Genomic DNA, 14,540 nt, shown 5'->3' with positions numbered 1-14,540 from the left:
ACGTATACGCTCATGGTAGAAAACGGCCTATCGTCATGTCTACTGATTTAAATTAACGATATTAGTTAGCCGAACTGTTGAATTATCCGGACACCGCCAGATGGACCTGAACCGCCTGCTTACCCTGCGCGAACTGGCGCGCTGCGGCACCATGGCCGCGGCCGCGGAAGCGCTGCACCTCAGCCCCTCGGCCATTTCGCAGCAGATCGCGCAGTTCGAACTGGAACTGGACACGACGCTGACGGAGCGACGAGGCCGCGGCGTCGCGCTGACGCCGGCCGGCGAGGCCCTGGTGCGGCATGCGGAACGCATCATGGGCATCATGGACGAAGCCCGGTCCGAACTGGCCCGGTTGCGCGACGACGTCGCCGGCGAACTGCGGGTGGCGGCTTTCCCGTCGGTCGCCGTGGCCGTGCTGGCCAATGCGGTGCAGGCGCTGAAGGTCGCGCATCCGCGCCTGAGGGTCGTCGTGAAAGAGATGGAGCCGCAAGAGGGCCTGTCCGCGCTGGGCGCGTGGCATACCGACGTGGCCATCATCGACGACCTGGCCGCCGATCCCAGCGGCCGCCACGATGCCTACGAGCTTCAGCCCCTGGCGCAGGACGCGATGCACATCCTGCTGCCGGTCGGCCATCCCCTGGCGCAACGCCCCTACCTGCGCGTGGCCGACCTGCGCGACGACTCCTGGGCGCTGGACTCGACCTACAGTTCATTCGGCGAGTTCATCGGCAACCTGTGCCGGCGCGCGGGCTTCGAACCGCAAATCAATGCCCATTGCACGGGCTTCGAGATGGTGGCGGCCATGGTGGCCTCGGGCAGCTCGGTGTCGATCGCGTCCGGCATGCGCATGGCCAAGCCGCTGCCGGGCGTGAAGGCGATGAAGATGCGCCCCGAGATCCAGCGCAGGATACTGCTGGCGTATCGCAAGGGAGAACGCGACCATCCTGCGATCCAGGCCTGCCTGGCAAGTCTGAAGGACAGCGCGGTCCGGGCGATCGCACGGATCTCCACGAACCGCGGTGCCGCCTAGCCCAGGGCGATGCCTTCGGCTTGCATCGCCGCGCGCACGCTGGGCCGCTGCGCCACGCGCGCCATGAATCGCTGGATGGCCGCGTACCCCGAGATGTCCACGTTCACGCGCGCGGGCCAGCTCAATACATTGAACAGGTATGCATCCACCGCCGAGAACCGCGCGCCCAGCACGTAGTCGTTCACGGCCAGATGCTCTTCGATGTACTCGAACTTGCTGGTCAGGTTGCCTTCGGCGAAGCGGGTCTTCGACGCCGGGTCCACGAACGGCGAGAACAGCACCGCCATGCTTTTGTGCAGGTCGGTCGCGATGAAGTTCAGCCACTCCATCGCCTTGTAGCGCTCGCGCGTGCCGAAGGCCGGCAGCAGCGCTGCTTCGGGATGCTGGTCCGCGATCCACTGCAGGATGACGGCGCCTTCCGTCAGCAGGTCGCCGCTGTCCAGTTTCAGCGCGGGCACGAAGCCCTTGGGCGTCACCTGCAGATAGTCGCCTTCGATCGTGGTCTTCGTCTTGAAATCGACCGCGACCAACTCGAATGCCTGGTCGGCTTCCCGCAATGCAATCTGAGGCGCGAGCCCGCAAGAACCGGGAGAAAAATAGAGCTTCATGGGATCCTGTGTAGGGTGAGAATGAAAGGGCCGGGGACGGCAGCCCCCGGGGCGGTCTGGCCGGCGCTATCGCGGCAGCCGGTCGAAGTCGGCCGCTTCGTGGCGTTCGCGCAGGAACTCGCCCGGCGCGCCGGACGTGCGGTTGACGATGCGGCCGCGCGCCACGGCCGGACGCGCGGCGATCGCCTCGTACCAACGCAGCAGGTGCGTGTATTGCTCCACGGCAAGGAACTCGTGCGTGCCGTATACGCCGTACAGGCTGCCGGGATGCCAGGGCCAGACCGCCATGTCGGCGATGGTGTACTGGTCGCCCGCCAGGAACTCGTGCGCGGCCAGGTGCGTGTCCAGCACGTGCAGCTGCCGCTTGGTCTCCATCGCGTAGCGGTCGATGGCGTACTCGATCTTCAACGGCGCATAGGCATAGAAGTGGCCCAGGCCACCGCCCACGAACGGCGCCGCCCCCATCTGCCACATCAGCCAGTTGAAGGTCTCGGCGCGCGCGCGCGGCTCGGTCGGCAGGAACGCGCCGAACCGCTCGGCCAGGTAGACCAGGATCGAGCCGCTTTCGAACACGCGCGTGGCCGGATCGGTGCTCCGGTCCACCAACGCAGGAATCTTCGAATTGGGATTGACGTCCACGAAGCCGCTGCCGAACTGGTCGCCCTTGAAGATGTCGATCAGCCACGCGTCGTACTCGGCGCCGGCATGCCCGGCCGCCAGCAGTTCTTCCAGCAGGATCGTGACCTTCTGCCCATTGGGCGTGCCCTGCGAATAGAGTTGCAATGGATGCTTGCCGACGGGCAGCTCGCGTTCGAATCGAGGCCCGGACACCGGCCGATTGATGCTGCCGAACTGGCCGCCATACTCGGTCTTCGGGCTCCACACCTTCGGAGGCACGTAGCCCGCGGGCTGGTTTTCAAGAGGTTTGTCGGTCATCGATGGCTCCTTGCGATCCGGCCTTCAGCCGTAGTGACTTGGAAAAAAACGCCTGGCGCCTTCAGGCCGGCAGGGCGATGTAGGTATCGCTTGCACGCGGCGGCTCCACCACGGCAACCGGGCGTGTCGCGCCGTCTATCCTGAACATCGACACCAGCGATGCCAACTGGTCGGCCTGCGCCTTCAAGCTGTCCGCGGCGGCCGCGCTCTGCTCCACCAGGGCGGCGTTCTGCTGCGTGACCTGGTCGATCTGGTTGATGGCATCGCCCACCTGCCCCACCCCGATGGTCTGCTCGGACGTGGCGTTCGATATCTCGGCGATCAACTGCCCCACGCCGCGCACCTGGGCGACGATGTCCCGCATGCGCTGTCCGGCCACCGTCGCCTGCCCGGTACCCTGCGCGATGGTCGCGACACTGTCGTCGATCAGCACCTTGATCTCCTTGGCAGCGGACGCGGATCGCTGCGCCAGGCTGCGCACTTCCGTGGCCACCACCGCGAAGCCTCGGCCCTGCTCGCCCGCCCTCGCTGCCTCCACCGCCGCGTTCAACGCCAGGATGTTGGTCTGGAACGCAATGCCGTCGATCAGGCCGGTGATGTCGCTGATCCTGCGCGAGGCCTCCTGGATCTTCGACATGGTCAGCACGACGTCCTCGACCACCTCGCCGCCGCGCGTGGCGGCCTCGCTGGCCGAGGCCGCCAGGCCGCTGGCCTGGTTCGCCGTATCGGCGTTCGATCGCGCCGCGCTGCGGAACTGCTCCATGGATGCCGCGGCCTCTTCCAGATTGCCGGCTTGCTCTTCCGTGCGCCGGCTCAAGTCGGCATTGCCGTCGGCGATCTCGCGCGCGCCGTGCGCAATGCTCATGCTGCAGGTGCGCACGTCGCCCACCAGCGCGGACAGGTCCCGGCTCATCCGTTGCATGGCGCGCAGCAGGGTCGCGACTTCGTCCCGGCCGTGGGCCTCGATATCGCGGGTCAGGTCGCCGCGGGCCACCGCCTCGGCGATCAGCACGCCCTGGCCCAACGGTTTCGTGATGCTGGTGGTGATCGTCCTGGCCAGCAGGACGCCCAGGCCCAGCGCGGCAATGATGGCCGCGATGGACATGTAGAGTCCCTGCCGGTATTCCTGAGCCGCGGCCAGCGACGCCTCGTCGCTGCGCTCGTTGCTCCAGGCCGTGGCGGCATTGAGCGCGCCGATGGCCGCCACATAGGTGCTCGCGGTGGCGCCCGCCGCCAGGGCGCGCGCTTGCTGGAAACTCGACTCGCCTTCGCTGGACAGCTCAAGCAGTCGCACGTCGCTGGCAAGGTAGTCCGACCAGCTTCGCTTGACCTCGTCGATCCTCTGCCGTGCCTCGCTGAAGGGCAGGAGCGTCTCGTACTTCAGGAACAGCGCCGGCACCTTGTCGTTGACGATCTGGGCGCGGATGGCCAACTGTTCCCGCCGTGCGCTGGACTCGTCCAGCATGTAGCGCAGGCTGGACCTGCGCGCCTGGTTGAAGGCATCGTTGATCTCGCTCAGCGTCCTCACGCTGGGCAGCCAGCGGTGTCCCAACTCCTGCGCGACGGCATTGATCTTCTGCTTCTGCACGATGCCGAAGATGCCCAGCAGCAGCAGGACCATCAGGACGGAGCCGAAGGCCAGCCCGAGGCGCTTGCCGATATCCAGGTTGCGTATGAACGGCATGGGATTCTTCCGGTGACGCCTATAGGGAGCCCGGCAGCACGAAGTTCGGCCAGCCGCGCATGTGGTTGATGAAGCGCTCACTCAAGCCGCCGCTGCGCAGATACTGCGCCACCACCGGCAGCTTCGGGCTGTCGTACAGCGGATTCGCGTGCACCTGCAGCGGAAAGTCGCGCTGCAGAATGCCGGCCCGCCCGATCAGCACGAAGTCGCATCCCTGCTCCAGCAACTGCGCGGCACGCTGCGCGCTCATGATCTTGCCCGCCACGCCCAGGCGCACGCCCTTGCGCGGGATGCTCGTGAAGACATCCAGCATGGGCCGTCCGCGATACGCGCCGTCCTGCACGATCTGAGCCGAGTCCCACAGCGCCAGGTCCAGGTAGTCGATCAGCTCACGGTCTAGGATGTCGGCCGTGATCTCGCGCAGCTCTTCCAGGCGCAGCCCGTAGCGTTCGACGGACAGGCGCCAGCCGATCTGGAACCCGGGACCGCATGCCCGGCGTATGCCCTCGATCACCTCGAGCGTGAGGCGCGCGCGGTTCTCGACGCTGCCGCCGTACTGGTCCGTGCGGTCGTTCAGGTACGGCGACATGAATTCCGACAGGATCCATCCGAACGCGCCGTGGATCGCCACGCCGTCGAACCCCGCCCGCTGCGCGCGCAGGGCGGCGGCGATGAAACTGTCGCGGATGCGCTGCACCTCTTCCGTAGCCAATGCCCGGATGCCGGGCAAGGTGTCGCTCGAGGCCGGCGACGGCACGCCGCCCAGCAAGGGATTGGCGCGATGCCCCGCATGATGCAGCTGCACCGCGGACAGGCCACCGCCCTGCCGGATGGCGTCGGCCATCTCGGTCAGGCCGGGCAGGTGGCCATCGTCATGGATGCCGAGTTGTCGCGCGAATGCGATACCGCCCGCCTCGACCGTAGTGGCGCAGGTTTGCACCAACGCATAACCGCCCGTCGCGACCTGCGCGATCCAGTCCTGGTCGAACTCGGACGCGACGCCGTCGCGCTCGCTCTGCTGGTTGGTCAGCGGCGCCAGCATGAAGCGGTTCCTCATGGCGGGGCCATGCAGAAGGGTAAGGGGCTTGAACAGATCGGATACCGGCATGGAAGACTCTTCAATGGACATCGAGCGAGGGAGCATCGTGATGCGTGGCAGAGCGCAGCGGCTTTCCCTTGCCCAGCGCGCGGATCACCACGTAGAACAGCGGCGTCAGGAACAGGCCGAACAGCGTGACGCCCAACATGCCGAAGAACACGGAGATGCCCATCGCATGGCGCATCTCCGCGCCCGCGCCCGTCGACATGACCAGGGGGATGACGCCCATGATGAAAGCCAGCGAGGTCATCAGGATGGGCCGCAGCCGCAGGCGGCAGGCCTCGATCACGGCCTGCAGCGTGGACTTGCCGGCCATCTCCAGCTCACGGGCGAACTCCACGATCAGGATGGCGTTCTTCGACGCGAGGCCCACCAGCACGATCAGGCCGATCTGGGTGAAGAGATTGTTGTCGCCCTTGGTCAGCCACACGCCGAACAGCGCCGAGAAGATGCTCATCGGGATGATGAGGATGATGGCCAGGGGCAGCGTCAGGCTCTCGTATTGCGCGGCCAGCACGAAGAACACCAGCAGCACGCACAGCGGCAGGATCCACACCGCGGTGTTGCCCGCGATGATCTGCTGATAGGTCAGATCCGTCCATTCGAAGCCCATGCCCGCCGGCAGGGTCTCGGCGGCAATGCGTTCGATGGCCGCCATCGCCTGGTCGGAGGAATAGCCGGGCGCGGGGCTGCCGCTGATGTCCGCGGCCGTGAAACCGTTGTAGCGCACCACCTGGTCGGGACCATAGGTAGGGTTGACCGTCAGCACCGAGCCCAGCGGCACCATCTGGCCGGACTCGTTGCGCAGGTGCAGCTGGCCGATGTCGTCCGCCTGCGAGCGGAACTTGCTGTCTGCCTGCATGCGCACCTGATAGACGCGGCCCAGGAAATTGAAGTCGTTGACGTAGTACGAGCCCAGGAAGGCCTGCAGCGTGCTGAACACCGCCAACGTGTCCACACCCATCTGCTGCGCCTTCGCACGGTCCACGTCGACCTTCAGCTGCGGAACGTTCACCGTGTAGGTCGAGAACAGCGGACTGAGCTCCGGCGCCTCGGAGGCCTTCTTGATGAACGCCTGGGTCGCCTTGTACAGCGCGTCGTACCCCAGGTCGGCACGGTCCTCGATCTGCAGCTTGAAGCCGCCCAGGGTGCCCAGGCCATACACCGGCGGCGCGGGAAAGACCGCGGTGAAGGCATTGCGGATGCTGCCGTACTCCTTGTTCAGGTCGGCCGCGACCTGGTCGGCGGAGATCCCCTTGCGGTCCTTGAAGGGCTTGAGCAGCACGAAAGTAAGCGCCGTGCTCGAGCTCTTGGTCACGCCGTTGATCGACAGGCCGCTGTACGTCACGGTCTCCTGTACGCCGGGATGCCTGAGCGCGACCGTGTTCATCTGCTTCATCGTCGCCTCGGTGCGGTCCAGCGTCGCGCCCTCGGGCAGCTGCGCCAGGCTGACGACGTACTCCTTGTCCTGCGCGGGCACGAAGCCGCCCGGCACGTGGTCGGTCAGCCACCACGTCGCCGCCAGCAGGCCCGCATACACGGCAAGCAGCGCGCCCTTGTGCTTCAGCAGGCCCCCCACGCTGGCCCCATAGCCTTCGGAGGCCCGGTCGAACGTGCGGTTGAAGCGCGCGAAGAAGCGGCCGAACACCTTGTGCATGGCGCGGGTCACCGCGTCGGGCGCATCGCCATGCGCCTTCAGCAGCAGCGCCGCCAGGGCCGGCGACACCGTCAGCGAATTCACCGCCGAGATCAGCGTCGAGATGGCGATGGTGACCGCGAACTGCTTGTAGAACTGCCCGGTCAGGCCGCTGAGGAAGGCCAGCGGCAGGAAGACGGCGGACAGCGTCAGCGCGATGGCGATGATGGGCCCGCTCACCTCGCGCATGGCCAGATACGTCGCCTCGCGGGGGTTCAGGCCGCGCGCAATGTTGCGCTCCACGTTCTCGACCACCACGATGGCGTCGTCGACCACGATGCCGATGGCAAGCACCAGGCCGAACAGCGACAGCGTGTTGATGGAATAGCCCGCCAGCAGCAGGAAGGTGAACGTGCCGACGATGGACACCGGCACCGCCAGCAGCGGAATGATGGACGCGCGCCAGGTCTGCAGGAACAGGAACACGACCAGCACCACCAGCGCCACGGACTCCAGCAGGGTATGGATCACCGCGTCGATGCCGGACTGCACCGCGCGGCTCGGCTCATAGACCACGCGGTAGGCCAGGTCCTTGGGAAACTGGCGCGACAGCTCCTGCATGACCTGGTGCACCTCGCGGGAAATCTCCAGCGAGTTCGCGCCGGGCGCCTCCTGCACGGCCAGCGCGATGGCGGGCTCGTTGTTCAGCGTGGCGCGGATGCCGTAGTCTTCCGCGCCCAGCTCCACGCGCGCCACGTCGCCCAGCCGCGTAATCGCGCCACGCGCATCGGACTTGATGACGATGCTCTTGAACTCCTCGGGCGACTTGAGCCGGCCGTCGGCATTGACGTTCAGTTGGAAGGCCGTGTCGACGGACGCGGGCGAACTGCCGATGGTGCCCAGCGCGGCCTGGATGTTCTGGCGCCGGATGGCGCTGGCGACGTCGGTCGGGCTCAGCCCGCGCTCGGCCAGCGCCGTGGGATCCAGCCAGACGCGCATGGCATAGGCGCCGGGTCCCCACGGCGCCACGTCGCCGACGCCGGCGATACGGGCCAGGCGGTCCTTCACGTGCAGGATGGCGTAGTTGCTCAGGTAGTCGCCGTCATAGGTTCCGTTGGGCGACACCATGTGCACGGTGATGGCGATGACGGGCGAACTCTTGATCGCCGTCACGCCCAGGCGCTGCACGTCGTCGGGCAAGCGCGGCTGGGCCTGCGACACGCGGTTCTGCACGAACTGCTGCGCCTTGTTCGGATCAGTGCCGAGCTTGAAGGTCACGGTCAGGTACAGGTGGCCGTCGCCGCTGGCCTTGGACTCCATGTACAGCATGTCCTCGACGCCGTTGATGACCTGCTCCAACGGCGCGGCCACCGTTTCGGCGATGGTCTGGGCATTGGCGCCCGGGTACTGGGCGTGCACAACGACCGACGGCGGAATGGCCTGCGGATATTCCGAGACCGGCATCTGGAAGGCCGCCACGATGCCCGCCAGCAGGATCAGCGCGGACAGCACGCCGGCGAAGATGGGCCGGTCGATGAAGAACCTGGAGATGTTCAAGGCCGGGCTCCGGTGCGGGTGCGGGCGGGCGCCTGAAGCAACATGGCGGCTGCCGGGCGGTGCTGCGTGAGGGAAGACATGTGACGTGCTTGGCGAGGTTGGACGGCTTGAAGTCTGAGCCCGCCCGCGCCGCGCATCCAGACCCGAAAATGGCTAACTTTCTTGCCTGATTTGGAATAATTCCCGATGTCGTCCGCCAATATCCCGTTGTAGACTCCGCCTTCGATGCCCAGGAAATCTCTATTCTTATTGCCGGGCAGGCAATAAACCCTGGGCCAGGAGAGCCGCCGTGGACCGCCTACAGTCGATGCAGATCTTTGCCCGCGTCGTCGAGATGCACAGCTTCAGCCGGGCCGCCGAGAGCCTCTCGCTGCCGCCGTCGCGCGTCACCCGGGCGGTGAAGGAGCTGGAGACATTCCTGGGGGTGCGCCTGTTGCAGCGGACCACGCGCCACATCAGCCTGACGCCGGACGGCACGCTGTACTACGACCATTGCCGGCGGCTGCTGGCGGACATCGAGGCGGTCGAATCCAGCTTTCCGGGCAGCGCCGGCCAGCCCCGCGGCCGCCTGCGGGTCGACATGACGCTTTCGCTGGCGCGCCTGGTGGTGCTGCCGTCCATCGACGACTTCCAGTCCCGCTTTCCGGACGTCGAGCTGACGTTGACGGTGGCGGACCGCACGGTGGAACTGGTCCAGGAGGGCATCGACTGCGTCATCCGGGCGGGCACGCCCGAAGACTCGCCGACACTGGTGGCCAGGCGCATCGGCGGCTTCGACTGGGTGACCTGCGCCTCGCCGCAGTACCTGGCCCGGCACGGCACGCCGACGTCCCTGGAGGACCTGGCCCGGCACCAGGCCGTCGGCTATCTGTCCAGCAAGACCGCCCGCCCGCTGGATTGGCACTTCGTGGTCGACGGCGAGGAGCGCTGCATCAGGATGCGCGAGCGCCTCATCGTCAACGACACGGACGCCTATGTGGCCTGCGGCCTGGAAGGCCTGGGCCTGATCCGCGCGGGCAGCTACATGGTGCTGCAGCACCTGCTCAGCGGACGCCTGCGCCAGGTGCTGGCCGGCTACACCGCCCCGGCCGCGCCGCTATCCGTGCTTTATCCCAAGAACCGCCATCTGTCGCCCACCGTGCGCGCCTTCGTGGACTGGGTGGGCGAGATCATGCGCAAGGCCGAAGCCGGCTGGCGCGCTGACTTGCAGGCGCTTGCCGAGCCATCCGAGAGTTAACAAAGGGTTAATGCCAGATAATCGCCTTAGAGATAACCACGCCGCACGTTTTACACGCTGCAATCATTCACCGACGCCTTGTCGTGCTCGTGCAGCACTCCAACCAGGATAATCCGACGGTTCGGCAGGCAGCGCCCGGCGATGCGCCCGGATGGAACCCCATTACTGACAGGAAACCCGATCGTGCGATACCCACAGAACAAACGTCTCGGCCTGGGCGTGCGCACGTCCCTGGTCTTCGCGGCGGCGATTTGGTCGGCTTCGGTTCACGCGGCCGACAGGAATGCCGACCTGAAGTGGTCGAAAGACGCCTCGATCGAGTGCAGCTTCGTCGCGCCGGCCTCGTTGGGCGACGGGCCGAAGTCCTGGATCGGATCGTGCCCCGGCGGCAGCGAGGCCAAGGCCACGGGCATCGGCATGCTGCGCACCCGCAATGGCGACAAGCCGGGCCCGGCCTTCTATGGCGAGATGCGCGCCGGCGTCCCGATCATCGGCGTCGTCGATGACGGCAACGGCTATCAGGCGGGCCTGTTCGCAAACGGCGACATCGGCCTGGGCGACCAGGAAAAGCAGGACGTCACCGACAGCTTCGAATTCGCCGTGATCGCCGCCAAGCGCGTCAGCGAGCATTACGCCGCGCAGAAAAATGCGGCCTCCGCCAAGTACTACAAGGACGTCGCCAAAAAACTGGACAAACAGTTGGACGCCGACTGAGCATCAAGGGCCAGACGAAACGCCGGCCTGCATGGCTGGCTTTTTTTATGTCGCACGAACATAACCGTTCGCAAACTGGCGAATATCCGTTGCACCATTCCAGTCGCACCCTCGCGATTACCCGGGCAAACCCTAATGTCAAAAAAATGTCGATAGATAAGACTAGGCGGGCATTCAAAAAATGCCCGCACTATGCCCGGTAATACCTCATTGCGCGGCAATCACCGGACGCCTTCATTGATAAAAGTGCCCGGTAAACGCGAATACATAGCCTTATCCGGAGCAACCATGAATCCCGGCGACATCGTTCCCCTGTCATTCGAAGACGGTTTGTTGATACTGTCGTTCGTGATTGCGTTGCTGGGCTCGTACGTCGCGCTGAGCGCGGCCGCGCGCATACGCGACAGCGTGCGCGACGGCGAATCCTGGCGAGGCTTCGCCGTGATCGGCGCGGTGGCCATGGGCGGCATCGGCATCTGGGGCATGCACTTCATCGGCATGCAGGCGCAGAACATGCCGTTCGACGTGGAATACGCCCTCTTCCCCACGCTGATCAGCGCGCTGGTCGCCATCGCATTCTCCGGCGTGGCCTTCTGGTACGTGGGTCGCAGGCCGTTCTCGCTGTTCCGCTGTGCCGTGGCCGGCCTGCTGGCCGGCCTGGCGGTGGCGGCCATGCACTACATCGGCGTCAGCGCCATGCGCATGCCGGCCTTCTTCCAATGGAACGTGCCGCTGGTCGTGCTGTCCGTGGTGATCGCGGTGCTCGCGGCCACGGCGGCGGTGTGGCTGGCCTTCAACGTGCAGCGCGAGTGGCAGCGCATCATGGCGGCGGTACTGATGGCGGTCGCGGTGTGCGGCATGCACTACACCGGCGTGGCCGCGGCCGTGGTCGTATGCACCAGCCCGCTGGCGGCGGACGAGGGACTGCGCGTGGGCGGCCTGTCGCTGCCCTACGTCGCCTTCGCGGGCGCCATCCTGATCCTCATCGCGATGCGCTGGCAGCTGTACCGCAGCTACAAGAAATACCAGCGCCGCCTGGCGCAGCGCATGGATGCGCTGCTCAACGATGGGCGTGCGCCGGTGCGCTGAACGCAGCGTGGCGACGCCGCCGCGGGCCGGACGAGGCCCGGCAGGCGACGTCGATTGCGGCACCAGACCCGCAGCAGGATAAAGGGGTATCGCGGCGCGGCGCTATGATCGAAAGCGTCCCCGTCATCCGCGCAGGTACTCCGCATGATCTTGGCGCAACCCGTCGCTCCATACCTCGTGGCCCATTGCGGGGTTCCCGATCCCATCGTCGCCTCGACGCTGCGCCTGTACGAAGAGCCGCAGCGGCACTACCACAATGTCGACCACCTGGCCCGGATGGTCGACGCCGCCCAGGCGCACGGCATCGCGCTGGACCAGGCCCAGGCGCTGGCGCTGCTGTTTCATGACGCGGTCTACGTGGCCGGCGCGCCCAAGGGCGCGAACGAGCAGTTGTCCGCGCTGCTGCTGCGCGCCAGGGTGCACGGGCTCGTGGATGCCGGCGTGACGGACATGGCCGCCCGGATCATCGTGGACACGACCTCGCACTTCCCGTCGCATGCGCGGTCCACCGTGGTGCTGGACCTGGACCTGCTGGGCCTGGCGGGCTCGCTGGACGAGGCCCGCCGCGACGGGGAACTGATCTACAAGGAAAACGCCCATCTGGTCGACGGATGGGCGGACTATGCGAAGCGGCGCTCGCAGTTCCTGCAGACGCTGCTGGATCGTCCGAAGATCCTGTACAGCCAGGAACTGCAGCATCGCGAGAAACAACTGCGGACGAACCTGCGCGAGATCATCCGCACGCCGGACGTACGCCTGCACGCCGTGTAGCGGCCGCTTCCTGGAGTATTTCGGCCCCCGGCGGCTGCACGGGCAACGGCCGCGCCCGAGCAGCACCGGGCGCACGCCCGCCCCCGCTCAGTTCACCGTCGCCCCCGTCTGCTTCACCACCTTGCCCCATTTCACCGACTCGGTAGCCAGCAGCTGGCCGAATTGCGCCGAGCTGCCCATGCTGGGCGTCAGGCCCGCTTGCGCCAGGGCCTTGCGGGCCTCGTCGTCCTGCATGACCTTCGCGGTCACGTCGTGCAGCCGCTGCACGACCTCGGGCGGCGTGCCGGCCGGCGCCAGCAGGCCCAGCCAGATATTGGCTTCGTAGCCTTTCACGCCGGCTTCGTCCAGGGTCGGCACGTCCGGCAGATCGGGGGAGCGCTCGGTCGTGGTCACCGCCAGCGCGCGCAGGCGACCGGCGCGGATCTGCGGCAGGGCGGCCGTCACGCCCAGAAAGCCCATGGACACCTGGCCGCCCATGATGTCGTTCAGCGCCTGCCCGCTGCCGCGATACGGCACGTGCATCAGCTGCACGTCCGTCATGCTGGCGAACAGCGCGGCGGCCAGGTGCTGGCTGCTGCCGTTGCCGGACGACGCATAGTCGATGCGGCCCGGCTTGGATTTGGCCAGCGCGACCAGCTCGGCCACGCTCTTGGCCGGCACCGTCTGCGGATTGGTCACCAGCACATAAGGGCTGTCGACCAGCTTGATGACGGGCGAGAAACTCTTCAAGGGATCGTAGGGCAGCGACTTGTACAGCCACGGCGCGATGACGTGCGTGGTGGAGATCAGCGCCAGCGTATAACCATCCGCCGGCGACTTGGCCACGAAGTCGGTGCCGATGGTCGAGCCCGCGCCCATGCGGTTCTCGACCACCACCGGCTGTCCCAGCGCGCCGCCCAGCTTCTCGGCCAACAGGCGCGCCACCACGTCGGTGAAGCCGCCCGGCGAAAAGGGCACCACCAACCGGATGGGCGCGCTGGGATAGGGGCCGGCGGGCGTGGGCGCCTGCGCGCGCGCCGCGCCGGCCAGCAAGGCGCCGGACGCCACAGCGGTGAAAACGGATCGGAACGCATACCTACTTACGGCGCGCGCGGCGGCGCCTGCAAAGCCCTGTCGCATCTTCGTCTCCTCGTTTCGTGTCCGGCCGCCCCGTCGCGCGGGGCGGTCAGGCAGGCGGCCCGGTGGTCCGGGCTCGCGGTGTGTCTTCAGCGATAGACCGGTTCCGGCTGCGTGTAGAACGCATGCAGGATGTGATAGACCATGTAGTAATTCTTCTGCTGGAAGCTGGCGTGCGAGATGCCCTGCATCACCGTGAACTGCTTGAAGCTGTTGGGCAGCCGGTCGAAGAACGCCATCAGGTCTTCCACGGAAGCGATGCCGTCGTACTCCCCGCGCATCAGGATCACCGGCAGGTCGATCTTCTCGGGATCGACCAGGGGCAACTTCGAGCACATGTCCACGTAGGTGCCGGTGGGCATGGAATTGTCCAGCGACAGGATCGCGTCGGCGAAGGCCGACACGGTGTTCGCATCGGCGCAGCCGGGATGGTCGCGCGAGAAGATGCTCTCGACGAAGGGCCGGTCGATGGGGCGGCGATTCTTGGCGATGAACTCCGGCAGGCGCTGCTTGCGCTGCGCCAGCGTCGGGCTGCCTTCGCCCGTCCACACGAACGCATCCAGCGCCAGGCGCGCGACGCGTTCGGGATGCCGCTGCGCGAACAGCGCGGCCTTCAGCGCGCCCGACGAGATGCCGTACAGCATCAGGCGCTTGTTCTTGGCGCGCTCCAGGATGTAGGCGCTGCCGGCGGCCAGGTCGAGCGCGCCGTTGGAGATGTCGGAATTGATCGGGCGATGCTTGCTGGAGCGGCCGTAGCCTTCGTTGTCCATGCACCAGGTATCGAAGCCGCGCGCCGCGAACCAGTCCATGGCCGAGGAATCGGGCCGGCCCGGCACGCTCAGGTCGAAGGTCGGCTGCGACGCCATCGACGAGCCATGCACGAAGAAGATCGTACCGGCGTGGGCCACCCCGGCCTTGGCCGGCTTGTGCCACAGGAACAGGTCGACGTCATCGCGCCGCGTCCAGTGTTCCTCTCCGCCGTGCCAGGTGACGGCGTTGGTGCCGCCCAGGCCGTCTTGCGCGGGTACTGCTGGAGCCATGTAACCACCTCATCATCCGTTGC

The 14,540-nt window shown here is 66.7% G+C and carries 12 protein-coding genes; 5 read left to right on the top strand and 7 right to left on the bottom strand.

Annotation, left to right across the window (positions count from 1 at the left end):
- Positions 1–100 precede the first annotated feature (100 nt).
- Positions 101–1,030, top strand: a complete 930-nt coding sequence (locus FS845_RS00520) for a LysR family transcriptional regulator (RefSeq protein ID WP_144629860.1) — start codon at positions 101–103, stop codon at positions 1,028–1,030.
- Here the strand turns inward: FS845_RS00520 and gstA are convergent.
- The 5 genes from gstA to FS845_RS00495 all read right to left on the bottom strand — a co-directional run bounded on the left by gstA (position 1,027) and on the right by FS845_RS00495 (position 8,550).
- The gene (gene gstA, locus FS845_RS00515; protein WP_144629858.1) at positions 1,027–1,638 is read right to left on the bottom strand and encodes a glutathione transferase GstA; all 612 of its coding nucleotides are present in this window, start codon (positions 1,636–1,638) and stop codon (positions 1,027–1,029) included. The two genes, FS845_RS00520 and gstA, sit on opposite strands and share 4 nt — an antisense overlap.
- Before the next feature lie 66 nt (positions 1,639–1,704).
- Positions 1,705–2,574: a glutathione-dependent disulfide-bond oxidoreductase gene (yghU, locus tag FS845_RS00510; protein WP_144629856.1), complete on the bottom strand. Its 870-nt coding sequence runs from the start codon at positions 2,572–2,574 to the stop codon at positions 1,705–1,707.
- A gap of 61 nt (positions 2,575–2,635) precedes the next feature.
- Positions 2,636–4,258, bottom strand: a complete 1,623-nt coding sequence (locus FS845_RS00505; protein ID WP_144629854.1) for a methyl-accepting chemotaxis protein — start codon at positions 4,256–4,258, stop codon at positions 2,636–2,638.
- A gap of 19 nt (positions 4,259–4,277) precedes the next feature.
- A complete protein-coding gene (locus FS845_RS00500) occupies positions 4,278–5,366 on the bottom strand; it encodes an NADH:flavin oxidoreductase (RefSeq protein WP_144629852.1) in 1,089 nt (362 codons plus the stop codon).
- 10 nt (positions 5,367–5,376) lie between these two features.
- Entirely contained in the window at positions 5,377–8,550 is a 3,174-nt protein-coding gene (locus FS845_RS00495) for an efflux RND transporter permease subunit (protein WP_144629850.1), read from the bottom strand.
- Between the two features lie 289 nt (positions 8,551–8,839).
- Here FS845_RS00495 and FS845_RS00490 point away from each other — a divergent pair, with 289 nt between their 5' ends.
- From FS845_RS00490 to FS845_RS00475, 4 genes are all read left to right on the top strand, one after another.
- Positions 8,840–9,787, top strand: a complete 948-nt coding sequence (locus FS845_RS00490) for a LysR family transcriptional regulator (protein WP_144629848.1) — start codon at positions 8,840–8,842, stop codon at positions 9,785–9,787.
- Between the two features lie 141 nt (positions 9,788–9,928).
- Positions 9,929–10,501 (top strand): hypothetical protein, encoded by a 573-nt coding sequence (locus FS845_RS00485; protein WP_144629847.1) that lies wholly within the window; start codon positions 9,929–9,931, stop codon positions 10,499–10,501.
- A 288-nt stretch (positions 10,502–10,789) separates the two neighbouring features.
- Positions 10,790–11,590 carry an MHYT domain-containing protein gene (locus FS845_RS00480; protein WP_144629845.1) on the top strand — a complete coding sequence of 267 codons (801 nt, stop codon included), beginning with the start codon at positions 10,790–10,792 and terminating at the stop codon, positions 11,588–11,590.
- 144 nt (positions 11,591–11,734) lie between these two features.
- Positions 11,735–12,361 (top strand): hypothetical protein, encoded by a 627-nt coding sequence (locus FS845_RS00475; RefSeq protein ID WP_144629843.1) that lies wholly within the window; start codon positions 11,735–11,737, stop codon positions 12,359–12,361.
- Positions 12,362–12,448: 87 nt separating this feature from the next.
- On the opposite strand, the gene FS845_RS00470 is transcribed toward FS845_RS00475, so the two are convergent.
- Both FS845_RS00470 and FS845_RS00465 read right to left on the bottom strand, forming a co-directional pair.
- Positions 12,449–13,480 (bottom strand): tripartite tricarboxylate transporter substrate binding protein, encoded by a 1,032-nt coding sequence (locus tag FS845_RS00470; protein ID WP_144629841.1) that lies wholly within the window; start codon positions 13,478–13,480, stop codon positions 12,449–12,451.
- Positions 13,481–13,566: 86 nt separating this feature from the next.
- The gene (locus FS845_RS00465; RefSeq protein ID WP_144629839.1) at positions 13,567–14,517 is read right to left on the bottom strand and encodes an alpha/beta hydrolase; all 951 of its coding nucleotides are present in this window, start codon (positions 14,515–14,517) and stop codon (positions 13,567–13,569) included.
- Between the last annotated feature and the right edge of the window lie 23 nt (positions 14,518–14,540).

The organism is Bordetella genomosp. 13 (genome assembly GCF_007679965.1).
Taxonomy (GTDB): Bacteria; Pseudomonadota; Gammaproteobacteria; order Burkholderiales; family Burkholderiaceae_B; genus Bordetella.
Note: the sequence above shows the minus strand (reverse complement) of the source record. Positions and strands in the feature narration are given on the sequence as shown.